Annotated in this window: 21 protein-coding genes and 1 riboswitch; of the genes, 13 read left to right on the forward strand and 8 right to left on the reverse strand. The window is 66.1% G+C overall.

The genetic code is table 11. From position 1 onward, the window contains the following. Window position 1: 1 nt before the first annotated feature. Window positions 2-1,342 carry a lytic transglycosylase domain-containing protein gene (locus tag Q9R30_RS01485; protein ID WP_311216555.1) on the reverse strand — a complete coding sequence of 447 codons (1,341 nt, stop codon included), beginning with the start codon at window positions 1,340-1,342 and terminating at the stop codon, window positions 2-4. A gap of 352 nt (window positions 1,343-1,694) precedes the next feature. Further along, window positions 1,695-1,893: riboswitch (cyclic di-AMP (ydaO/yuaA leader) on the forward strand. A gap of 3 nt (window positions 1,894-1,896) precedes the next feature. On the opposite strand from Q9R30_RS01485, the gene Q9R30_RS01490 reads away from it, so the two are divergent. Next, window positions 1,897-2,730 carry a LysM peptidoglycan-binding domain-containing protein gene (locus Q9R30_RS01490; RefSeq protein WP_311216556.1) on the forward strand — a complete coding sequence of 278 codons (834 nt, stop codon included), beginning with the start codon at window positions 1,897-1,899 and terminating at the stop codon, window positions 2,728-2,730. A gap of 143 nt (window positions 2,731-2,873) precedes the next feature. Here Q9R30_RS01490 and Q9R30_RS01495 read toward each other — a convergent pair whose 3' ends face one another. The 5 genes from Q9R30_RS01495 to Q9R30_RS01515 form a co-directional block, all read right to left on the reverse strand. Continuing rightward, the gene (locus Q9R30_RS01495) at window positions 2,874-4,337 is read right to left on the reverse strand and encodes a protein adenylyltransferase SelO family protein (RefSeq protein ID WP_311216557.1); all 1,464 of its coding nucleotides are present in this window, start codon (window positions 4,335-4,337) and stop codon (window positions 2,874-2,876) included. Further along, entirely contained in the window at window positions 4,334-5,365 is a 1,032-nt protein-coding gene (locus Q9R30_RS01500) for a ribonuclease Z (RefSeq protein ID WP_311216680.1), read from the reverse strand. The genes Q9R30_RS01495 and Q9R30_RS01500 overlap by 4 nt, the downstream gene beginning before the upstream one ends. 468 nt (window positions 5,366-5,833) lie before the next feature. Beyond that, entirely contained in the window at window positions 5,834-7,189 is a 1,356-nt protein-coding gene (locus Q9R30_RS01505) for a phenylacetate--CoA ligase family protein (RefSeq protein WP_311216558.1), read from the reverse strand. Between the two features lie 36 nt (window positions 7,190-7,225). Then, complete coding sequence (locus Q9R30_RS01510) at window positions 7,226-7,483, reverse strand: hypothetical protein (RefSeq protein WP_311216559.1); 258 nt, start codon at window positions 7,481-7,483, stop codon at window positions 7,226-7,228. Window positions 7,484-7,607: 124 nt separating this feature from the next. Continuing rightward, window positions 7,608-8,036, reverse strand: coding sequence for a hypothetical protein (locus Q9R30_RS01515; RefSeq protein WP_311216560.1), 429 nt, complete (start codon window positions 8,034-8,036; stop codon window positions 7,608-7,610). 194 nt (window positions 8,037-8,230) lie between these two features. Between Q9R30_RS01515 and Q9R30_RS01520 the strand changes: the two genes are divergently transcribed. From Q9R30_RS01520 to Q9R30_RS01550, 7 genes are all read left to right on the forward strand, one after another. After that, complete coding sequence (locus tag Q9R30_RS01520) at window positions 8,231-9,097, forward strand: universal stress protein (RefSeq protein WP_311216561.1); 867 nt, start codon at window positions 8,231-8,233, stop codon at window positions 9,095-9,097. Window positions 9,098-9,160: 63 nt separating this feature from the next. Next, window positions 9,161-10,744 carry a DUF4389 domain-containing protein gene (locus tag Q9R30_RS01525; RefSeq protein ID WP_311216562.1) on the forward strand — a complete coding sequence of 528 codons (1,584 nt, stop codon included), beginning with the start codon at window positions 9,161-9,163 and terminating at the stop codon, window positions 10,742-10,744. Window positions 10,745-10,855: 111 nt separating this feature from the next. Then, window positions 10,856-11,194: a hypothetical protein gene (locus tag Q9R30_RS01530; RefSeq protein WP_104998121.1), complete on the forward strand. Its 339-nt coding sequence runs from the start codon at window positions 10,856-10,858 to the stop codon at window positions 11,192-11,194. A 117-nt stretch (window positions 11,195-11,311) separates the two neighbouring features. Further along, window positions 11,312-11,770, forward strand: coding sequence for a universal stress protein (locus Q9R30_RS01535; protein ID WP_104998122.1), 459 nt, complete (start codon window positions 11,312-11,314; stop codon window positions 11,768-11,770). Between the two features lie 48 nt (window positions 11,771-11,818). Then, the gene (locus tag Q9R30_RS01540; protein ID WP_234005595.1) at window positions 11,819-12,808 is read left to right on the forward strand and encodes a polysaccharide deacetylase family protein; all 990 of its coding nucleotides are present in this window, start codon (window positions 11,819-11,821) and stop codon (window positions 12,806-12,808) included. Between the two features lie 18 nt (window positions 12,809-12,826). Beyond that, window positions 12,827-15,619: an HAD-IC family P-type ATPase gene (locus Q9R30_RS01545; protein WP_311216563.1), complete on the forward strand. Its 2,793-nt coding sequence runs from the start codon at window positions 12,827-12,829 to the stop codon at window positions 15,617-15,619. A 263-nt stretch (window positions 15,620-15,882) separates the two neighbouring features. Then, the gene (locus Q9R30_RS01550) at window positions 15,883-16,320 is read left to right on the forward strand and encodes a VOC family protein (protein ID WP_311216564.1); all 438 of its coding nucleotides are present in this window, start codon (window positions 15,883-15,885) and stop codon (window positions 16,318-16,320) included. Between the two features lie 91 nt (window positions 16,321-16,411). Here Q9R30_RS01550 and Q9R30_RS01555 read toward each other — a convergent pair whose 3' ends face one another. Further along, window positions 16,412-16,894, reverse strand: coding sequence for a universal stress protein (locus Q9R30_RS01555; protein WP_311216565.1), 483 nt, complete (start codon window positions 16,892-16,894; stop codon window positions 16,412-16,414). A gap of 282 nt (window positions 16,895-17,176) precedes the next feature. Here Q9R30_RS01555 and Q9R30_RS01560 point away from each other — a divergent pair, with 282 nt between their 5' ends. Continuing rightward, on the forward strand, window positions 17,177-17,851 hold the full coding sequence (locus Q9R30_RS01560) for a response regulator transcription factor (RefSeq protein WP_311216566.1): 675 nt from the start codon (window positions 17,177-17,179) through the stop codon (window positions 17,849-17,851). 17 nt (window positions 17,852-17,868) lie between these two features. Here the strand turns inward: Q9R30_RS01560 and Q9R30_RS01565 are convergent, their stop codons facing one another. Beyond that, on the reverse strand, window positions 17,869-19,551 hold the full coding sequence (locus Q9R30_RS01565) for a GAF domain-containing protein (protein ID WP_311216567.1): 1,683 nt from the start codon (window positions 19,549-19,551) through the stop codon (window positions 17,869-17,871). A gap of 250 nt (window positions 19,552-19,801) precedes the next feature. Here Q9R30_RS01565 and Q9R30_RS01570 point away from each other — a divergent pair, with 250 nt between their 5' ends. The 4 genes from Q9R30_RS01570 (at window position 19,802) to Q9R30_RS01585 (ending at window position 22,797) form a co-directional block, all read left to right on the forward strand. Then, window positions 19,802-20,263, forward strand: coding sequence for a pyridoxamine 5'-phosphate oxidase family protein (locus Q9R30_RS01570; protein ID WP_104998129.1), 462 nt, complete (start codon window positions 19,802-19,804; stop codon window positions 20,261-20,263). Between the two features lie 45 nt (window positions 20,264-20,308). Next, window positions 20,309-21,181 (forward strand): universal stress protein, encoded by an 873-nt coding sequence (locus Q9R30_RS01575; protein ID WP_311216568.1) that lies wholly within the window; start codon window positions 20,309-20,311, stop codon window positions 21,179-21,181. 76 nt (window positions 21,182-21,257) lie between these two features. Beyond that, window positions 21,258-22,313, forward strand: coding sequence for a zinc-dependent alcohol dehydrogenase family protein (locus Q9R30_RS01580; RefSeq protein ID WP_311216569.1), 1,056 nt, complete (start codon window positions 21,258-21,260; stop codon window positions 22,311-22,313). A gap of 61 nt (window positions 22,314-22,374) precedes the next feature. Further along, entirely contained in the window at window positions 22,375-22,797 is a 423-nt protein-coding gene (locus Q9R30_RS01585; RefSeq protein ID WP_104998132.1) for an Hsp20/alpha crystallin family protein, read from the forward strand. The last annotated feature ends 16 nt before the right edge of the window (window positions 22,798-22,813 follow it).

Genomic DNA, 22,813 nt, shown 5'->3' on the forward strand with positions numbered 1-22,813 from the left:
GTCAGTACCAATTCCTGGCCACGGAGTGGTTCCATGCCGAGCATGGTGAGCCATACCGCTCACGGATGTAGCCAAGGCCCCACTCGATCTGCGTCCGGTAGTTGGTCAGCCAGTCGCTGCCCGCGCTGGAATACTTGCCCGGCGGAAGTGCCTGCGGAATGCCGTAGGCACCGGAATACGGGTTGGTGGCCGTGGTCAGCCAGTTCGATTCCTTGGTCCAAAGCTGGGCGAGGCAGAGGAACTGGTCCGATCCCCACCCGTAGGCCCCCAGCCTGCCCGAGGCGTAGCTCTTGGCACCGGCAGGATCGTTGACCGCACCCGCAGGAGCAGAGGGAACGACGACGGCGGGCGGGCTGGGCGGTGCGGCAGGCGCCGGGGCGGGGACAGGCGGAGCAGGATTTGCCGGCACAGGGTTGCCGGCTGGAGGATTCTCAGGTGCCGGATCGGCGGGAGCCGGACGCATGGGGGCGGGAACAGCAGGGGGCTGCACCTTTGCCGCCGCTGCCGCTGCGGCCGCACGTCGTCGGGCTTCCTCCCCGGCCGCGGCCCGTTTCGCCTCCTGCGCTGCTTCATAAGCGGCCAGTGCCGCCTGTCCACGCCGGAATTCGCCCTCAACCGCCGCCGTCGTGCCCTTCAGGGACGCCAACTGCCCGGTCAGCTCCCGGCTGCGCTGCCGTTCTTCCGTAAGCTGGCGCGCCATGGCTTCCTGGGCCGATCGGGCCGCTGCAAGCTTTTCCGCCGCCTCGCGGGACAGCCGTTCGCGCTCGGTCCGGGCGGATTTCTCCTGATCAGCCAGTGAAGCCGTGATTTTCCCCGCGGCGGCGGCTTTGTCCACAAGGCCCGCCGTTTTGCCGCCCACCAGGTGCACCACGTTGAGCCCGTGGACGTTGTTGTTCTCGATCGCGTCCAACGCCACGAAGAACCCCATGTTCGTACCGCCCGTTTTGTAGGACTGGGCGGCCAGCGCTCCGATGTCCTTCCTGTGGCGGATGAGTTCGGCCTTGGCCGTCCCGGCTCGTTCCGCCAGCGACTCTACCTTTGCAGTGGATGCTGCCAACGCGGCATCTGCCGCTGCAGACTCAGCGGCGGACGCCACCGCGGCGTTGCCCAAGGCCTCCGACTGCGATTGCAGCCCGTCCAAAAGGCCTGCGATCAACGTGATCTCTTTGGCCGTGCCGGCCTCGGTCAGCTTGGCCCGCTCCACGTCCTCCCACGAAGGGTAGCCGCCAGGCGGAACGCTTTCGGCCGCCCCGGCCGGAGGCAGCCACACACTGCCGGCGAGGGCAGCGGCCAGCAGTATCCCGGGCAGGCGGTGGCGGACATTTGCAGCGAAACGGGCCATAGCTCGGAAGCTTACCGGCTTCAACCTTCACTTTAAGGATGAGGGGCCTGCATCGTTATACAGCAGAAACAGGCCCTCGAATTTCAACACGGAAAGCCTGATTGTCGGCGGAATGGTCAAGGCCGAATCGAGGCCGTGCACACCCGCACAAACCTCGCCGTTTATGACTTCGTGACGCTTCCCATCTTCAACCGTCCCGACGGAGGTATCTTCCGAGGTCAGCACCCCGGCGAAAAAGAGTCGAATCGTTTGCGTAAAGCGAGAGGAGAACCTCGCATGTTACCCAAATGTGACAATTGGTGCCGGAGCGGGTTATGGTCTTCAGGTGTCCCTCCCAGACGGGACATTCCCCTCAGCTTGCCGAGCCCTGCCGCTGATCCGGGAACCAATCGCTTCCAGCTGGCAGGGACGGGGGAACCAAGTTTCCACGGCCTCTCAAGAGGCCTTGGGGTTAAGTCGCTAGCGCCTCCGTTCCGTTCGGAGTTGCTTCCGGCCGGGCATCTCCAGCCCGAACCCGACAGCTCACCCCGCAGGCATGGGAGAGGCGATCAACCGTGTCAAAAAATTCCACCACCGCCCGTCACCGCGCAACTCCGGCCCGTTCCATCATCCTGGATGGGCTGGCTGTTTCGGCCAAGTCCCAGGCCAGGACCCTGGGCCGTCCGGCACTCGCCGTCGCAGCCGCATCCGGCATTGCCTTCGGCGTCGGAGCCCCGGCGCACGCCGGTGTGACAGGGCCGGACACCACCGAGACCGCTAACGTCCAGGCCTCCGCCGCCCCGGCCGCAGCAGTTGCAGCCCCCGCCGCGGCCGCGGGCACCGTCCATACGGTTGTATCCGGCGACACGCTGGGCGCCATCTCGGCCGCCCACGGCGTAGCCCTGAACGATGTCCTGGCTGCCAACGGCCTGGCGATCTCCGCGGTCATCTACCCGGGCGACCAGATTCAGATCCCGGCTGCAGGCTACGCCCCGGCAGTTCCCTCCGCCGCGCCGGCACCGGCACCTGTCCAGACCGCTGCCGCCACCACGCCGGCCAACACCGGGATGAACCTGTCCTACGCCTCCGCCAGCACCGGCACGGGTACGGGGGCAGCCATCCTGGCTAACGCCTATGGCCAGGTGGGCCAGATCCAGGACTGCACCGCCATGGTGGAAAAGGCCTTGCGGTCTGTTGGCATGTCCGTGGGCGACCTGGCTCCCACCCAGTTCTACCAGTACGGCTCCACCGTAAGCTCCCCTGCTCCCGGTGACCTCGTGATCACCGCCGGCCACGTGGGCGTTTACGCCGGTGACGGCCAGGTTGTCAGCGGCGGCGTGAACGGCAACCAGACTGCCGTGCACTCCATCAGCTGGCTGAGCGGCGCTTCCTTCGTCCGCGTGGCCTAGCCAGCGGCAACGGGATAGGCCGCTCTTAGCGGGCGGGCCCACCCCGCGGAAGGGGCGGCAGCCGGTTTTACCGGCTGCCGCCCCTTCCACGTTCCCAACGGTCCTGGTCCTCCGGGCTTCCCCTGTTCCCGCTGGAATGACAGCTATGTGCCGCAGAAGGTCCGGTATTTGCCGAAGTCCTCCGGCGGTCCCTCCGTGTAGCGTTCCAGCCCCTGGCGCTCCTGGCACGGGGACCTGACAACCTCGAGGAGCCGGTGAAACGCGTCAAGATCACCCGCGGTAGCCGCAGCCAGTGCTTCCTCCACAAGGTGGTTCCTGGGAATGTACGCGGGGTTCACGCTGTCCATGAGTTCAGCGTCGGGCTTCAGCGCGGCCCAGCGTTCAGCCCAGGCATCGAAAGCCCGGAGGTCCAGCACCATACCGCGGGCAGGCCCGGAGTTGCCCCGGGCGGCCTGGCCAAGGCTCCGGAAGAATTGCGTGTAGTCAACGGGTCCGTCCTTCAGCAGGCCGATCACGCCATCCACGAGGTCCGACGCTTCGTCATGTTCCGGGCTGGCCGCCACACCGAGCTTGGCCTTCATGCCCCCAAACCAGGCGTCACTGTACCGGCCGCGGAATGTGCCGAGTGCCTCCACGGCGGGGCCGACAGCCTGCTCCTGGTCTTCGTTGAAGAGCGGCAGCATGGCCTCAGCGAGCCGGGCCAGGTTCCACTCGGCAACCACGGGCTGGTTCGCGTAGGCGTAGCGGCCGCCTACATCGATGGAGCTGTACACGGCGGCGGGATCAAACGCGTCCATGAATGCGCAGGGCCCGTAGTCGATGGTTTCCCCGGAGATGGTCATGTTGTCCGTGTTCATGACCCCGTGCACAAAACCCACTAGCATCCACTTGGCCACGAGCTCTGCCTGGGCAGCCACCACTGCTTCAAACAGCGCCAGGTAGGGGTGTTCGGACCGGGCTGCCGCCGGGTAGTGCCTGTTGATGGCGTGGTCCGCCAAGCGGCGCAGCAGGTCCATGTTCTCCGTGGCCCGGGCGTACTGGAAGCTGCCCACGCGCAGGTGGCTGCTGGCCACCCGGGCCAGGACGGCACCCGGCAGCATCGTGTCCCGGCGCACCGGCCGCCCGGTGGCTACGACGGCAAGGGCCCGCGTGGTGGGAATGTTCAGGGCATGCATGGCCTCACTCACAAGGTACTCCCGCAGCATGGGGCCGATGACGGCCCGGCCGTCGCCGGCACGGGCGAAAGGTGTACGGCCGGAACCCTTCAGGTGCACATCCCGCAAGCGCCCTCCGTCGGCAAGTATTTCGCCCAGCAGCAGCGCGCGGCCGTCGCCGAGCAGCGGTGAGTAGCCGCCGAACTGGTGCCCGGCGTACGCCTGGGCTACGGGGGTTGCACCCGGGGGGAGGTAGTTACCCAGCAGGAGGCGCACGCCTTCCGGCGTCCGCAGGTAGTCGGGTGTCAGCCCCAGCTCGTTCGCCAGTGCGTCGTTAAGTACCAGAAGCTCAGGATCCGGCGCTTCCTCCGCCTGCCATGGAACGGCCAGCTCCGCTAGTTCACGGGCAAAGCGGCCCTCGAAGACGGCGGTTGTTTCTGCTGCAGCAGTCATGGTTTAACCCTATCGCCGTCGCTAGTCCGGCGGTTGATGAGCTCACCGGTTACCTCCGTGGCTCGATGGCTGGCCTGGCCTGGCGGAGTGGACCGTTCTGGTGCAGCGGACCGTCCTGGTGCGGTCACGCCAAGCCGGGGCCAGCGGCGCCGCTGGGGCAGGGGGACGCGCTGCAGGTCCTGTGCAGCGATGACGTCAGTATCCGCCGCGCGGGCCCTGGCCTGGAGCGCCAGCGCCGCGGCGTCGTCGCCGTACCGTGAGGAGAAGTGCGTCAGCACGAGGGTTCCGGCGCCTGCCCTCGCAGCCAGTTCCCCTGCCTGCCCGGCGGTGAGGTGGCGGTACTGGCGCGCCAGGCCGGCGTCGTCATCGCTGAAGGTGGACTCCGCGACGAGGAGGTCGACGCCGTCGGCCAACTCTTCAGCGCCCTGGCAGGGCGCCGTGTCCATCACGAAAGCAAAGCGCTGGCCCGGCCGCGGAATGCTGACGTCATCGAGGCGGACGCCGGCCAGGCTGCCATCATGCTGCAGGCGCCCGATCGATGGGCCCGATATACCCGCTGCGGCCAGGCGCTCAGGCAGCAGGGTGCGGCCGTCCGGTTCCACCAGCCGGTAGCCGTAGGTTTCAATGCGGTGCTTCAGTGGCCGGACGTCCAGGCCCTCGGCCACCGCACCGCTTCCGCCGTGAGGGCGAAGCCTGAGATCGATCCCCGGCGAGCTGACGGACACGAGGGCGCGCACCACATCCTCCCCGGATGCCGGGTAGTGAAGGTGCACCGGGTGCGCCACGGCGTCGAGGGCCATGCGCGACAACACCCCCGGCAACCCGAAACAGTGGTCTCCGTGTACGTGGGTGAGGCAGATATGGGTGATCTGGCTCGCGGTGACCCCTGCGTGGATCATTTGGCGCTGTGTTCCCTCGCCGGGGTCGAAGAGGAAGCCCTCGCCGTCCCAGCGCAGCAGGTAGCCGTTGTGGTTCCTGGTCCGGGTGGGGACTTGCGAGGCCGTGCCGAGGATGGTGAGCTCACGCATGGCGATGGGTGCCAAAAAGCAGGCTCCGGAAGAGTCCGGGACCTGCTTTTGTGGCTGCCGGGACGGCCTAGCGCCGCCGGAGCATTCCCATGATTTTGCCGGCCAAACCACCGGTCCGGGCTCCTGGGGCGCCCGGTGTGCCGGGTGCCCGCCCCGTGGCGTTCAGTCCGGTCCGTCGCGTTGTTCCGGCGGTGCCGGCCCTGCCGGAGAATCGTCCAGCGGCATTCCTGATCATGCTTCCCAAGTTCATGTGAAACTCCTTCAGTATTGATCCTGCCAACCGATATTCATCAGCCTGCTTACGATTTTAGCGTAGTTTGCCTGCAGCTAGGGGAAACAGCGGAAGTTCCCCGGAATCTGGCTTGATCAGCGCAGGAGCCACGTTCCGTCCTGCTGGCTGGCCGACTTCCGGTAAGGGAAGCCATCACGGAACAGTTCGCCGGAAACGGCCAGGTCCGTTCCGGCGGCTCACGGCTTGAGCCGGCGAACGAAGGGCGCCTTACCCAAGGGTGTCCGTTCCAGCCGGTCCACCACGGACACGGAGACCGGGGTTCGCGCGACGCCGGCAGCTGCGAGGGCTTCGGCCACCGAGGCCTGTATTCCGGAGGTTGTGCTTCCCGGCGCCAGTCCTGCGACGAGGACCCGCAGTCCCATGGGTTCCTGGACCACCTGCCAGCCGGCGGCGGCAGCCTGGTCCAGGACGTGATGGAACACGATGGGGTGGACGCTCACAAGGCCTGCCTTGCCTGGCAGCTCAAGCACATCCTCCAACCTGCCTTCGATATCCTCCATGCGGATGAACGAGCGGCCACAGGGGCAACCGCGCTGCCCCAACGTCACGCTGTCCGACAGTTCGTAGCGGATCAGCGGCAACGTCCGCGAGAACAGGACCGTGACCAAAAGCTTCGCGCCCGTTGACCCGGGCGGTACCGGGACCCCCTCCTTGTCCACTGGTTCGACGATGAGCAGGTCCTCGTAGACATGCCGGTTCCGGTGGACGCACGGTGAAGCGATGCCGGCCGTCTCCGTGGCGGCGTAGACATCGAACGGCGCGCTCCCCCATGCCCTCTCCAGTTCCCGGGCGGCCGGCGGGGTGAGCACCTCCGAGGCCGACATCACTGCCTGCGGCGAGATTTTCAGGCGCCCGGCCAGCTGTTCGGCCGCCAGTGGCCGAAGCACGGAAGCGTAACCCACCAGGACCCGGGGCTGGAACCCGTTCAGCGCCGCCACTGTTTCCTGCATGGGTGCGGTCACGTCCAGCCGGAGCGTGGGGACAAGCCCCGAATGCAGCGAAGCGCCCACGACGGCGGACTGGTGGGTGGGGACGCGCGAGCTTACCAGCGCCATTTTAAGCGGCCGGCTGAGGCCGGCCGCTATTCCAGCCCAGTCGTTGGCGCGGGCATACGAGGCCAGCACATGTGCCCATTCCGGCCGGCTCCACACGAAGGTTCCGCGCGGACCGGCGGTCCCGGCTGTCGCCGCAGCCCACCAGCGCCCCCTCCACGGCAAGCCGGGATTACCGTCCTCGGCCGCGAGGGTCCGGAGACGTTGTTCCAGGTCGGCCAGGCTCAGGTCGCGCGTAGTAAGGACCTCGTCGAAGTGGCCCATGAGATCGGCCTTGGTCACGGGCGGCAACTGGGCAAGGGGAGCCCCGTAGAGCCCTGAATGGCGGCGCCGGTAGAACTCAGACCCGGCATAGGCTGCCGTCCGCAATCCATGTAGGGCACGTTCCTGGTGGGCAGCAATCCGGGCAGGGCTCCAGCGGTCCCGCCGGTTCAAGGCCGCCCGAAGAACGAGCACCCGGGCTATGAGCCGCACATCCATGCGATCCGGCCTTGGAAGAGCCGGCACGGCGGCGGGTCAGGCCCCGCGGGCGCGACGGAGGGCGGTGAGGCGGGCCGAGTATTCCGTCTCGTCTATTTCACCGCGGGCAAACCGTTCGGCCAGCACCTGCTCCGCACTGCCGGTACTGTGGCCTCCGCCGTCCCTGCGGTTGCCGCCTGACATCGAGCGGGCAAAAACCACGATGGCGGCGATGATGGCACCCCAGAAGAGGATGAAACTCACCACCATCAGGATGTAGCCCCAGGCTCCCATGTTCCCGTCCCACCACATCATCCCTGCATCCTCCCCTCGTGGGGCCCCGCCACTGCTCCCTTTTCGATGATCCATCCGGCCCATGTGCGGTGCCAGAGTCTTTCGTCCCCAGGATGACTGGTCGGGTCAGGACAGCCGCAGCCCCTCAGCGCTCCAGATCGTCAGGCTCGAACTCGCTGAGCGGGGACCCGCCAAAGTTTTCCGTGTCGTCACTGCCCTCGGCCTCTGGCCCGTCCGGATGCTCGCCGAAGTCGACATCGGCCACGGCTTCACCCAAAGTGGGCGCGATGGGAGCCTCCTGGGATTCATCGGCTGCGTTACGTGCCTGGGCTGATCCGTCGCGGAAAGCCCGGTCGCTGATGAAGTCCTCTTCCTCCCCGGAGACCTCTTCATCCTGGAGTAGCGGGTCCTCCTGCCAGCGATCCGGATTGTTTTCGGCTGCTCCCGGATAGCTGTCCGGTTCGCCTCTCACAGGGTCAAGTTCAAATGAGGCAGCCGCACCGGGGGTCTCATCAAGGAGCACGTCGTCATCCTGGACAACCTCAAGGTCGTCGGGGAGGTTCTGTTCCGTCATGGTGATGCCTTTCTCTCGAACAGCCAATGTCACTTGGACAGGTAAAGCGAACAATAGTAAGCGTACTGATGAAACAGGGGCCGCGCTAACTTCCTCCGGCACGATGTGCCATGACCTTTGGCCCTATACCTCCTGCAGGCACCGGGCAAGTCTTGAACTGGACCCCGCCCCAGAAGAAAACAGGAAGCCCGGCCATGACAACCCGTAAACCCATCGCAGTGGCCACCAACGACTCCCCGCAGAGCCAGGCGGCTGTGCTCTGGGCTGCCCGGCGGGCTGAACGCTCGGGCCTGCCGCTGGTGATCCTCCACGTCGTGGACGACCGGTGGATTGCTGAACCGTATCCGTGGATCGGCGTTCTCGAGGAGGCGGGCGACAAGCTCCTGCAGACTGCCGCCGGACGTATCCGGGGAACCTTCCCCATCAGCGTTACCACCCGGCTCCTCACCGGAAGCGTGGGCGGCTCGCTGGCGAAGTACTCCGGCAAAGCATCCATGGTGGTTGTAGGCTCGGGCACCGGCCACCCCGGCGGATCCCTTGCAGACCGGGCGCTGCAGGTTGCGGCTTCTTCAAAGGTTCCCGTTGCCGTGGTGGGTACCCGGGAGCTCGGGGGCCGGTCCGGCGTGGTGGTGGGCGTCGACGGCTCCAGGGAAGCCACCCAGGCTGTGGCCTTCGCCGCCGCCGAGGCTGACCGGGAGGGGGACGACCTCACTGTGGTCTATGCCATCAATGCGCCGGACCGTGTTACCGATGCGGGCCTGCTGACCACCAGCCTGGCCGACCTTTTCACCGAGGAAGAACGCATCGTCCTGTCCGAAACAGTGGCAGGGCTCAATGAGGACTATCCAAGCCTGCGCGTGAACCGGGTGCTGGAGACCGAGAGGGGACCGGTGGAATCGTTGGTTGATGCTGCTTCCGGGGCCAGAATGCTCGTAGTGGGCAGCCGTGGGAGGGGCGGAATCAAACGGCTTCTTCTCGGTTCCACAGCCCATGGCGTCCTCAAGCACCTGCCGTGTCCCACCGTGATTACCCGGATCCAGGCAATCAAGAACAAAACCTAGGCGGTGCCGGCTTCCCGCGCCCCCGCACAATCTGTCCCATTCCCTACGTTCCGGGTTGGCATCATGAAAAAGACCGCTGCAGTAGCCATGCTCATCCTCGGGATCCTCATCTCCATCGTGGGGGCCGCCGTCCTGGCCGCAGGAGCCGTGGCATCAGTGGTTGGATCCGCCCAGGGCGACGGATACCTCACCACACGCACGGAACGCCTTTCCGTTGGATCCCATGCACTGACCTCGCCCAGGCTCGATGCGGTAGGAGAGGGCGTTCCGCCACGTCTTCCTTTCGACGTCGGTACGCTCAGGCTGCGTGCCTCTTCCCTGGACCCCGCCAAGGAAATCTTCATAGGCGTCGCCCCGCAGGCCGACGTCGAGCAATACCTCTCGGGCGTCCATCGCTCGGAGCTGCTCAAAGTCGACAGCCGGCCCTTCCGGGCCGAATTCCGCGACATTCCCGGCACCAGCACCCCCGAACCCCCGGGAGAACAAACATTCTGGAGCGCCTCCGCCTCCGGGCCCGGCCAACAGGATCTCACGTGGCAACTTGCCGCCGGCAATTGGGCCATCGTCATCATGAACGCCGATGCCAGCCCCGGGATCAATGCCGAAGTGCAGGCCGGCTTTCGCTCCGACCTGATCCGGCCGGCGGCAACCGGGCTGCTGGTGGGAGGTGCCGTTGCGCTGGCAATCGGGATTCCCTTGCTAATCCTGGGAGCCGTCGGGCTTGGCCGGCACACAGGACCGCATTCCGGCGGTTCTCCCGCGCAGCCATCCGGCCCATCCCCCGGATATGCGCCGCCCCCCGGATATGCGCCACCACCCGGATATGCGGGCGGAGCGCCGGGCACGGCGGGAGACCCCGGAAATCCCGGCTCACCGGTAACCCCGCCCCTGCAACAGCCCGGTCAAGGCGACCGGGCCGACCGTGCACCCTACCCGGCCCGGCTCTTCGGCGACCTTGACCCGGCCTTGTCGCGGGCAATGTGGCTGGTCAAGTGGTTCCTTGCCATCCCGCATTTCGTCGTGCTGTTTTTCCTGTGGTTTGCGTTGGTCGTGACCACGATCGTGGCCTGGTTCGCGATCCTGTTTACCGGCCGCTATCCCCGGTCCCTGTTTGACTTCAACGTGGGCGTCCTGCGCTGGAACTGGAGGGTGGCTTTTTATGCTTACGCCGCTGCAGGAACGGACCTCTACCCGCCGTTCACCCTGGCACGCACCAATTATCCGGCCGACTTCGAGGTGGACTACCCGGAACGCCTCTCCCGCGGGCTGGTCCTGGTCAAGTCGTGGCTCCTCGCCATCCCGCATCTGCTCATCGTTGCAGCCTTCTCCGGCCCCACCTGGACCTGGCAGGCGGAGACCGATGATGTGGGAACCACCTATCAACGGAGCGTAGGCCTGTCGCTGCTGGGCCTGCTGGTCCTGGTTGCAGTAGTGGCCCTGCTCTTTACCGGCCGCTACCAGCCTCCGCTGTTCGACCTGATACTCGGCATCAACCGATGGATCTACCGCGTCGTGGCCTACGCGGCCCTGATGCGGGACGAATACCCTCCGTTCCGGTTGGACCAGGGAGCCCGTGAAGTACCGCCGCCCTTGGCGGGACCGCCGTACCACGAAGCAGCCCGCCCCTCGGGTGATGGCCTGCATTGATTTGATGCTGCGGGAGCGTCGTACCGCCTACAAGTTCGCCTCTATGACTGGCTACAGGCCCGTCCTAAACTGGTTCTGCAATCAGCGCTTGCGGACAAGAGGGAGAAGGCCATGGCGGTCATCGAGCAGGTACGCGAAGGAATGCACGTCGTAGCGTCGGACGGGAAGAAGGTCGGCAAGGTCAAGGACCTGAAAATGGGTGATCCGGAGGCTGTGACCTCTGACGGCCAGACCGACCCTGAAACGGGGGGCCTCGTCAATACGTCGGTGGATGGGTTTGCCGCGGAGTCAAGGCTGCCCCACCACGCCGCAGAGAGGCTGCTGCGGATCGGCTATGTGAAAGTAGACAGGTCCGGCTTGTTGGCGGGTCACGCCTACTTCGCATCGGATGAGCTGGACCGGGTCGAGGGCGATACGTTGTGGCTGAAAGAGGGCCGGCACACTGATTAGCATGGGCCTTCCCACTCCTCGGCGCCGCCGCCTGCAGTGACTTTCGGCCCTACCTTTGCGGGAACCCGCCGGGACACGATTGCCAGTGTGGCAGCACTGGCCGCGTGAGGAGCTGAGATGAACACTTCCGGAGCACCGTTCGCACGGATACTTGTTGGGGTCGACGGATCGGAGGCTTCCATTGAAGCCCTGCGGCAGGCCCAGCGGCTGGCGGTACCCCTCGGGGCGAAGGTCCTGGCCAACGCCTACTGGGATTATCCGCAGGTCTACACGGGCTACGTGATGATGGGCATTGAGGGCTTCGAAGAACGCGCCGGGGAAATCCTGGCTGAGGCCGTCAAAACCGCCTTCGGTGACGAAACGCCGTCGAACGTCATTTCCACCCTGGTCCGCGGCCATCCGCGGGAATCACTGATCGACGCCAGCCGCGACGCGGACATGGTCGTGGTGGGGAGGCGCGGCCACGGCGGCTTTGGCGGGCTGCTGCTGGGCTCAGTCAGTTCCGCCCTGGTGGCCCATGCCCATTGTCCCGTGCTGGTGGTCCACACACCGGAAAACCGCACGGCGTCGTCCTAGGCAGGGCGGCTTGGGCTGGCGCGCAGCAGGTACGGACCGTTGACAACAGTGCTGCAGGGCGGACGACGGCGGGTGGCGGCCGTGGCAGCCGCCCTCGCCCTGCTGGCCCTCGCCATAGTCCTGGCCCTCTTGCTGACGGCGCCGGCGGGTGGCCCGCCGGCGGCAGGGCCCTCAGGCTCTGCGGGCCCCTCCGCAAGCCCGGAAGCGTCAAGCCCCACCCCCAGCCCCGACGCATCGAGCGGGTCTCCCCCGGCGGCACAGCCTGCGGACGCCTCGACGGAGACACCCGAGGCCGGCCAAAATCCCGTCCAGCCGCCGGTAACCGTACCGCCCGTCCCTGCTGCCCCGCCGTCCGAACCAGTTGCCAGCCCTGGTCCGGTTCCGCCCGCAGCGCCGTTCCCGGCCTCGCTCCGCAAACAGGACCTCACGGTCATCCCTGGCGCCGGGCAGGTCGTGGCGCTGACTTTCGACGCGGGAGCCAACGCTGCGGGGCTGCCGAAAATCCTCTCCACCCTGTCCGCAAAAGGGGTTGCCGCCACGTTCTTCCTGACCGGGAACTGGGCGGATGCCAACCCCGGCGGGGCGGGGCAGATCGTTTCCGCCGGGCACCGGGTAGCCAACCACTCCATGACCCATCCCGGTTTCATCGGCCTCTCCGGCACTGAGATTACCCAGCAGGTGCGCGGGGCGGAACAGGCCATCCTGGCCGCCGGCGCCGACCCGACGCCGCTGTTCCGCTTTCCCTTCGGGGAACGCGATGCCCGGACCATTGCGGCTGTCAACGACCTGGGCTATGTTGCAGTCCGGTGGACTGTGGACACCCTCGGCTGGAAAGGCACCAGCGGCGGGATTAATACGCAGATTGTTGCCGACCGCACACTGGCGGGGCTGCAGCCGGGCGAAATCGTCCTGATGCACATCGGCTCCAACCCCAACGACGGCACTACCCTGGACGCCGATGCCCTGCCGCAGATCATCGACCGGATCAGAGCCGCGGGGTATGGCTTCGTCACCCTCGACGCGCTGCTGGCCCCGTAGGCAAGGAAGGCCAGACCCATGCCTAAGGCCCGGCAGCCAGGATCCGGCGGCAGAAAGTCCGGTCCGGCCGCGAACCGTACGCCTGACCGGGCCCACCACGGCCTTCCCTTGCACGAGGTGGTCCTCCTGCTTGAAACAGACCACGTGCGGGGGCTCGCTTCCGCGGAGGTGGCCCGCCGGCAGGAACAGTTCGGAGCCAATGTCCTGCCGCGCTCACGGGGAGCGGGAATTCTCCGGAAACTGGCGCGGCAGTTCAACAACCCGCTGGTTTACGTCCTGCTGGCTGCGGCCGCCGTCACTCTCGCCCTGGGCGAGTACCTGGACTCGGGCGTCATCCTCGCCGTCGTCCTGGTGAACACGGCGATCGGCTTCGTCCAGGAAGTGCGGGCCGAGGCAGCCTTGGACGCGCTCCACTCCCTCGTCCGTACGCGCGCGGTGGTGACCAGGGGCGGGCAGAGGCAGGAGGTGCCCTCAGAGGACCTCGTGCCCGGCGACCTCGTCCTGCTCGAAGCCGGCGATAAAGTGCCGGCGGACCTCCGGCTGGTCAGGTTGTCCGGCCTGCGCGCGGATGAGTCAGCACTGACGGGAGAATCCGACGCCGTCGCCAAGGACGAGGTAGTACTGCCCCCGACCACCCCCGTCGCGGACCGCCGGAACATGGTCTACAGCGGCACCCTGGTGACCGCGGGCAGCGGGGCAGGCGTCGTCGTCGCAATCGGCGGCGAAACAGAACTCGGCGAGATCCATCGGCTCATGGGTGCGGTGCAGCCGGTGGCCACACCGCTGACCCAAAAACTGGCACGCTTCAGCATGACCCTGACGGTGGCCATCCTTGCCCTGGCCGCCGTGGCTTTCCTCGCCGGCGTGGCACGCGGCCAGGCGCCCGCGCAGATGTTCACCGCCGCCGTCGCACTGGCTGTGGGGGCGATTCCCGAAGGCCTGCCGGCAGCGGTCACTGTAACCCTTGCCATCGGTGTCCGCCGCATGGCCCGGCGCCGCGCCGTGGTACGGCGTTTGCCGGTGGTTGAGACATTGGGCAGCACCACCGTCATCTGCTCGGACAAGACCGGCACCTTCACGGAAAACCAGATGACGGTGCGTGCGCTTTGGACACCGTCCGCGCGGTACGAGGTGACAGGCTCCGGTTACGGCCCGGAGGGGCATGTCCTTCGCACCGGGGCCGCCATCCGGGAGGCCGGAGCCGCCGGCCGGACGACGGCCGCGGCGCAGGACGAGGGCCTGTACTGGTCCCTCCTGGCGGGAGGCGCCTGCAATGACGCCAGGATCATCCGGGAGGGACAGCACTGGCAGGCCCGGGGGGACCCCACGGAGGCGGCCATGGTGGTGGCGGCGGTGAAGGGCGGCGTGGACGCCGGCGAGTTCCTTTCCTCGCATCCGCGGACCGGCACGCTGCCCTTCGCCTCCGAGCACCAATACATGGCAACCCTCCACACCTCCGCCGTGCCGGACGGCAGCGGCAAGGACTCGGGCATCGTGCTGGTCAAGGGCGCGGTGGAACGCGTGCTGGAGCTGTGCGCGGCGCAGATGGATCACCAGGGCCGCGCCATTCCGCTGGCCCGGCAGCCGGTGCTCGATGAGGCCCACCGGTTCGCCGCCACCGGCCTGAGGGTTCTTGCCACGGCGATGATGCGCCTTCCTGCCGGGGACGCCCTGGCCGAGTCAAGCCTGCACGGGCAGCTGACACTGACCGGGCTGCAGGCCATGTTCGATCCGCCGCGGGAGGGCGCGGCGGCATCGGTGCGGGCCTGCCGCCAGGCGGGCGTGGCAGTGAAAATGATCACCGGAGACCATGTGGGAACAGCCTCCACCATTGCCAGGGCAGTGGGCCTGACCGCGGACGGGGCGGACGGAAAGGCATTGACCGGGACTGAACTTGACGCGATACCCGCGGACGGACTGCCCGAGGCCGTCGAGCGGGCTACGGTCTTCGCGCGGGTGTCCCCCGAACAGAAGCTTCGCCTGGTCGGCGCCCTGCAGTCCCGGGGAAACGTCGTCGCCATGACAGGTGACGGGGTCAACGACGCACCGGCCCTGAGGCAGGCGAACGTGGGCATAGCCATGGGCCGCTCCGGGACGGAAGTGGCCAAGGAGGCCTCGGACATCGTCCTCACCGACGACGACTTTGCCACCATTGAGGCTGCCGTCGAGGAGGGCCGGAACGTCTTCGACAACCTGACCAAGTTCATCGTCTGGACCCTGCCCACGAACATGGGGGAAGGCCTGGTGATCCTGGTGGCAATTTTGATCGGGGCAACGCTCCCCGTCCTGCCCACCCAGATCCTGTGGATCAACATGACCACCGCTGTGGCCCTGGGGCTGATGCTTGCCTTCGAGCCGAAGGAAACCGGCCTTATGTCCCGCCCGCCCCGGGCCCCCGGCCGTCCGCTCCTGACCTGGACACTCATCATTCGGATCCTGCTGGTCTCCACCCTCCTCGTGGCGGGCACCTGGTGGATCTTCGAACTCGAGCTCGCAGGCGGCGCGTCCCTCGCAGAGGCCCGAACGGCGGCCGTCAACCTTTTTGTTGCCGTGGAACTGTTCTACCTGTTCAGCTGCCGTTCCCTCACCCGGTCAGTCTGGCGGATCGGCTTCTTCAGCAACCGCTGGGTCATCCTTGGTGTCCTGGTCCAAGCGGCCGGCCAACTGGCCATCACGTACCTGCCGCTGATGAACGAGCTTTTCCATACGGCCCCGATCACGGCAGAAGCCTGGCTGCGCATCCTGGGCATCGCACTGCTCGCGTCCCTGGTTGTGGCAGTGGAAAAGCGCTTCCGGCGCAGTGAGTTCTAGGTGCCGTTTCGACGATGCGGACAACGCCGGGCCCGCTGTGCCTGGCGGCAACCAGCCACACAACCTGGCCGGGCTGCCACACGGGCGTGGCCACCGCCATGAAGACGCCCAGTCCTACCGTCCACAACAGGTCCCTCAGCCACCGGCCGCTGTCCTCCTTCTGGTGTCTTCCCCAGAGTGGGCCCGGGCAGCGGCGGAACACCAGTTCCAATGGCCCTGCGGTGGCACTGGAGCTGGCCGGTCCGCCTTGGTAGCTTCAACGCATGGCCATCAAACTTGAGAACGTCGGTATTGCGGTCCGCGACCTCGAAGCGACAATCGCCTTTTTCACCGACCTTGGGCTAATGCTCGTCGGCCGTGACACTGTCAGCGGCGAGTGGGCGGACACTGCCGTGGGGCTTGATGGCAACCATGCCAGGATTGCGCTCCTCCAGACCCCGGACGGCCAGGGTCAACTTGAGCTCTTCGAATACATCCACCCCGAAGCGATCGAATCGAACCCGACCCGTCCCAACGACATCGGGATGCACCGTGTGGCCTTCTCGGTGGACGACATCGACAAAACCCTCGAAATAGCCGCGAGGCACGGATGCCATCCGCTCCGCGGCGTGGCGACCTATGGCGAAGCCTACAAACTCACTTACCTCCGCGGTCCCAGCGGAATCCTCGTGATGCTCGCCGAGAAACTGAAGAAAGGCTGACGCCCTTACCGGGTCCAATCACCGGGGAAGGCAGGGCACCACGCGGAAACGCACGACGGCGGCGCGCACCAGCGGTGACCTGCCCGCGTAGCTACTTACCGCCGTCGCCGACTTTCCCGCCGCGGTCTTTCGCGCGGGCACGTTCTTCGTCCGGGGCATGGACCACCAGGACGGGGCAGTGGGCGTGGCTGATGCACGCAGAACTGACCGAGCCCAGTACAAAACCGCTATGCCCGCGGCGTCCAACAATGAGGAGCGAGGCGTTGCGGCTCCCCTCAACCAGGAGCTCGCCGGGTTTTCCACGCATCAGGCGGGTATGGACATCTGGCGGCCGCTCCGGGCCGAACGCGGCTGTGAGCGCCCGCTCCAGCGACTGCTCCGCAGCGGACTTGAAACCTTCAATTCCCACTACCAGGTAAAGCCCGAAGCCGGCCGGGACATCCCAGCATGCCCACGCCTCCACCGTTGCTTCGAGCGGCCCGGCCAGGGTTGCGGCCGTCCGGAGGGCCGCAACAGAGGCGTCGGAACCGTCTACGCCCACAATTATTTTGGGGGGCCGATTGAGGGCATCCATGGTGCGGGCTCCATTCTCTTTGGCATGCTCCAAGACTGGACAAGGTGCGGGCCTGCGGGATAGGGCCCAAAGTCACCCTCCGGGCAGCGGGTCCGACTGCGGGACCGGCCGGAGGAAGTACTGCCGGAGGACAACAGGGTGTACGGAATGACCATGACTCCAGACTTTGGTCCCTTCCGGATGATCTGCGCGGAAGGAAGAATGGGCCTAGGCCCTTCGCAGGGGCTGCCTCACACGGTGGTGAAGGTCTGGTCCTTATGAAAACGGGAGCATTTGGTGCAGATGAGTGAATCAGGCTCGGGGGAAGCTGCAGATCCGCGGGAGCCGCTGCGCGTCTTCATCCTCGATGACCATGAACTTGTAAGGCAGGGACTGAAGGACCTGCTTGAGGGCGAGGGGTTTGCTGTGGTCGGGGAAAGCGGGTCCGCGGCGGAAGCCACCCGGCGTATTCCGGCACTGCGGCCGGACATTTCCATCTTGGACGGACGGCTCCCGGACGGCACCGGAATCGAGGTCTGCCGCGACGTGCGTTCGTTCGACCCCCGCCTGCACTGCCTGATCCTGACCAGCTACGACGACGAGCAGGCGATCCGCGGGGCAGTCCTGGCCGGAGCGTCGGGGTACATCCTGAAGCAGATCAGGAGTGACGACCTGCTTCAGGGCATCCGCAAGGCTGCCAAGGGCGAATCGCTGTTCGAGCCCGGAGTCAAGGAGCGGATTATCGCCGGCCTTTCCAAAGCCCCGACAGACCCGCGGATGGAGGCGCTCAGTGCGCAGGAGAAGAAGGTCCTGGCGCTTATCGGGCAGGGACTGACGAACCGCCAAATCGGAGAGGAGCTCTTCCTTGCCGAGAAAACTGTGAAGAACTACGTCTCTTCCATCCTGGCGAAGCTGGGATTCGAAAGACGGACACAGGCTGCCGTGTATGTCACCCGCAACGCCCAGGACGCGCACTAGCTTGCGTCCCGTCGCCATCATTTACGATGAACGGACCACGTAATCCGGGTCCCTTGCCCCGGCGGGCTCTGGATGGTGCACGTGCCGTCCAGCAGCTCTGCCCGATGCCGCATGTTTGCCAGGCCGCTCACCTTCGCCGGTTCGTCAAAACCGCAGCCGTTGTCCTCGATGACCAGCTCGACCCGGCTTTGGGTAACTGAGACGGTAACCCGGATCTCCTCCGCCCCGGAATGCCGTGCCGCATTGCTCAGCCCTTCGGAGAGGACGGAGAGCAGGTGGCCGGCAATGTTCTCCCTGACTGAATCGTCCACCGGCCCCGCAAAAGCGACTTTTGGCGCCACGGCATAGCTGCGCGACGTTTCCTGGACCACCCTCAGGATGCGGCCGGTGAGTGGCTCATGCTCCTGCTCGCCCGTCCGCAGGGAGTAGATCGTGTCCCTCAACTTCCGGATGGTGTCGTCAAGTTCGGACGTGACGGCGGCAATTCGGTCGTGCGCCACGGGGTCCAGGGTGTAACGGCGCAGGCTCTGGATACTCAGCCCCGAAGCGAAGAGCCTCTGGATGACGAGGTCGTGCAGGTCACGGGCGATCCGTTCCCGGTCCGTGAACAGAAGATTCTGTTCACGCAAGGCATGGACGCGGGCCAGGTCCAGTGCCAGGCCAATCCTGCTGCCGAAAAGGGAGCTGGACTCCACTTCGGCCTGGCTGTAGGCAGCCGAGCCGTGCGGACGGGCCAGCATCAGTACACCGTTTTCACTGTTGCCGTGGCCAAGGGCACATACGAGCACCGGACCCAGTTTCTCCGCTATCCCGTCCTCGAACACCTGGCGGGGATCCCGCGCCACCAGGGACTCGCCTGTTTCGATGACCCGGAAAACCACGTCCGACGCGTTGATTTCCTGCCCCGCCTGCAGGCCCTGCACCCCAAGGCAGGCCCTGCACCTCAGGACGCCGTCCCCGGCGGGAACAGCAATCACGGCCAGCGCTGAATCTGACACCCTCAATGCCGTTTCGGCAACGAGGTCGAGGTTCTCCACATTCCCCGGGTGGGGCGTCATGATCAGCCGGCTGCTCAGCTCCATGCCTGCCTCCAGCCATTTCTGGCGCCGCTTGCTGTCTTCGAAGAGGCGGGCATTCTGGATGGCCACGCCGGCAGCAGCGGCCAAAGCGACGGCGAGGTCCTCATCCTCCGGTGTGAAGTCCTGCCCGCCGTCCTTTTCCGTCAGATAGAGATTCCCGAACACCTCGTCCCGGACGCGGACCGGTACGCCCAGGAAAGTTTTCATGGGGGGATGGTTCCGTGGAAAACCTGAAGCAATGGGATGCTGGCCGAGGTCGTGCAGCCGCAACGGCCGCGGCTCGCGGATCAGAAGTCCCAGGACGCCGTGTCCTGTCGGCAGGTTCCCGATTGACCGGATTCCGTCGCCGTCTATTCCTACGGTGATGAAGTGGCTGAGGCTGCGGTCCTCGGCGATAACCCCGAGTGCACCATATTTCGCACCGACGAGTCCACAGGCTGACCGCACCAGGCGGTCCAGAACGGCTTCAAGGCTAAGATCCTCGGCGAGGGCGACGACTGCGGCGAGCAGTCCGTTCATCCGCTCCTGGGTTTGCAGCAATTCATCCGCACGGGCAACAAAATCCTGCAGGAGGTCTTCTGCCCTTTCCTCCAAGGGAGGGCGCCAAGGTTCAGTGCTCACGTCCGACCTCCTGTGGCAGTGGCCCGCGACTCTGCGGGCCTACCGGCATTCCGTTCCTCCGGGCCGGTTTGTTCCCCCGGAAACATCGCCTTTGCCTGGCACGAAGACATGCCTTGGGACCAGTCTAGAAGACAAAGTCAAGGCCTGAAATGCCCGATTTGCAGCACTTATTAATGCCCGCGGCATTCCGGAAAATGCCGCGGGACCTTCTTCCCTAGCCCGATGGAATTCTCGGCCTTAGGCTACGGCCATGGACACAGCTGCTGCAGAACCGGAAGCCCAACGCCTCGGTGTACACGAGTGCTGGAGATACCTGCGGTCGACGTCCGTGTGCAGGATGGCCTTTACCCGGGGGAACACAGTGGAGATTTTCCCGCTTAATTACGTGCCCAGCAACGGCACCCTGCTGGTGCGTACGGGCGAGGGAACGAAGACCGATGCGCTGGCCGAAGGGAAGGTGGTGGCGCTGGAGGCCGACGGACTGAACCAGTACGGCACTATCGCCTGGAGCGTGGTGGTGAAAGGCCGCGCCGCCGTCGTTACCGACGCCGAGGAATTCGAGGACGCCGCCGACGCGGGGCTCTCCCCCTGGCAGGCGGGACCAAAGAACAGCCTAATCCGCGTGACACCGGAGGAGATCACCGGGCGGCGGTTCGTGATTGCTCCGCCTACCCGGTGGTGGGCCCCGCAGGAACCGGCGGACACAGCCTGAGGCGCATCTGCACCGCCGGACTGACAGAACCAAGGAAGGTACCCCATGGATGCAAACAAGCCCATCGCCGTCGGCATCGTCGACTCCTCCCCCTCGAACGCCGCCCTGCTATGGGCGGCCTCCCGTGCCCGCCGGCTCAGGCTGCCGCTGGCCATCCTCCATGTCCTGGATGACCGCTGGATGGGAGGCGAGGCGCTGGATGCGCTCCCCTATATCGACGCATTGCGGAATTCCGCGCTGGGCATGCTGAAGGAGGCCGGAGAACGCGTCCGCGCAGCAGAACCGGACCTTCAGGTAACAACTGAACTGTTGGAAGGAAGCGTCGGGGGATCTCTTGGCGACTATTCAACGAAAGCATCCATGCTGGTCCTGGGCAGCAGCGGCCACTCACGTGCTGCACTGACGGACCGGGCGCTCCAGGCGGCTGCCCACGCAGAATGCCCGGTGGCGGTCGTCGGCGCAGGCCAGGACGGCGGGCAAGGCGTCGTGGTGGGCGTGGACGGATCCAGGGAGTCCACCCAAGCCGTGGCCTTCGCGGCATCCGAGGCTGACGCTCTGGGCGAAGAACTTACCGTCATCTACGCCTTCACTGGCCCCAACCGCTGGATCAAGGCAGGACTGCCGTCCAGCAGTTTCGCGGAGCACGTGGTGCAGGAGGAACAGATCGTCCTGTCAGAGACAGTGGCCGGGCTCCGCCAGGACTACCCCGGCCTCGTGGTGCACGGAGTCCTCGAAACAGTGCTGGAACCTGCCGATGCCCTGGTCCAGGCAGCCGCCAACGCACGGATGCTGGTTCTGGGCAGCCGGGGCAGGGGCGGCTTTGGAAGGCTGCTCCTCGGATCGACGGCGCATGGCGTCCTGACCCAGCCGCCCTGCCCCACTGTGATCACACGCCTGAAGAAGGCCCGGCGCGAGTAATGACGGGCGGAACCTGCTGACGGCGTGAAGTATGAAGCCATGCATGTCTTAGGCCGGACGGCAAGAGGAGGAACCGGTGCTCGCTTGGTGGGTGGGCCGGCCCGGCCCCGTCTCTACCCGTCCCCTGGTCAAGGGCACCCGCGAAAACCCGAAGCCCGGGACCAATGAACTCCTGGTGGATGTGAGTGTGTGCGGCATCTGCCGCACTGACCTGCATCTCGCCGAAGGGGACCTCCAGCCGCGCCGTCCCGGAATTGTCCCGGGGCATGAGGCAGTGGGCGTTGTGGTGGGGAGCGGGCCGGGCAATTCCCTGTTCGCGCGGGGTGACAGGGTTGGCATCGCCTGGCTTGGCGGGGTCTGCGGTACCTGTGCCTACTGCCTCCGCGGGGACGAAAACCTGTGCACGGCTCCCGTCTTCACCGGCTGGGACAAGGACGGCGGCTACGCCCAGCAGCTCACGGTCTCCCAGGACTTCGCCTACACCATTCCGGACGTGTTTAAGGATGAAGAGGCCGCACCCCTGCTGTGCTCGGGCATCATCGGCTACCGCGCGCTGAAGCGGGCCCGTGTGCCGGCTGGCGGGCGCCTTGGCATCTACGGGTTCGGCAGTTCCGCCCACCTGACGGCGCAGCTGGCCATGCACCAAGGCGCCTCCGTCTTCGTCATGACCCGCACCGCGAAGGCGCGCGCACTTGCCCGGGACCTCGGCGCCGAGTATGTCGGCGATGCCTACGACGACCCGCCGGTGCCGCTTGATTCCGCCATCCTCTTTGCTCCCGTGGGCGACCTCGTGCCCGTGGCCCTCCGGGCCCTTGACCGCGGAGGAACACTTGCGATTGCGGGCATCTACGTCAGTGAAATACCGGCCCTGAATTACCACGACCATCTGTTCTTCGAGCGCCAAGTGTGCAGCGTGACCGCCAATACCCGCGCAGACGGGCTGGAATTCCTGGCGCTCGCAGCCGAAATTCCGCTCGTGCCGGCCACCACCGTCTACCCGTTTGATGCAGCCGGCACCGCGCTGGATGATCTCGCTGCGGACAGGATCACCGGTTCCGCCGTTCTCCGGGTCCGCCCGGAAACCCCAGCACGCCAGGGTGGGACCTTGGACTCTGGAACCTTCCCGGCATAAAGCGGATGGTGGTAGTGCCGGGTAACCAGATGCCCCGGACCAGTATGAGCAGGAGACAAGCATGAGCGAGCTAATGAAGTGGTTTGAGTCGCGCCGCTCCCCCATTGATGTGATCGAGAGACTGTTCGAAGGGGATGCGGGCGCTTCCGCCATCCGGGTGGAAGAGATGGTGGACGGCAACACCTTGGTGGTGCGGGCGGAGTTGCCCGGGATCGACCCGGAGAAGGACGTGGATGTAACGGTTGCCGACGGCGTGCTGTCCATCAAGGCGGAGCGGCAGGAAAAGAAGGAGCAGAAGGACAAGGACAGCTACAGGTCCGAATTCCGCTACGGTTCCTTCGTCCGGCGGCTCCCGTTGCCCCGGGATGTGCACCAGGGCGACGTCACTGCTTCCTACAAGGACGGCGTCCTGGAAGTCCGCGCCCCCATCCCTGACCAGGGGCAGGTGTCCTCTGCCAAGAAGATTCCGATCACCAGGGCCTGACTGCTTGGTGCCTGGC

Source organism: Arthrobacter sp. AB6 (assembly GCF_031844545.1).
Lineage (GTDB): Bacteria > Actinomycetota > Actinomycetes > Actinomycetales > Micrococcaceae > Arthrobacter.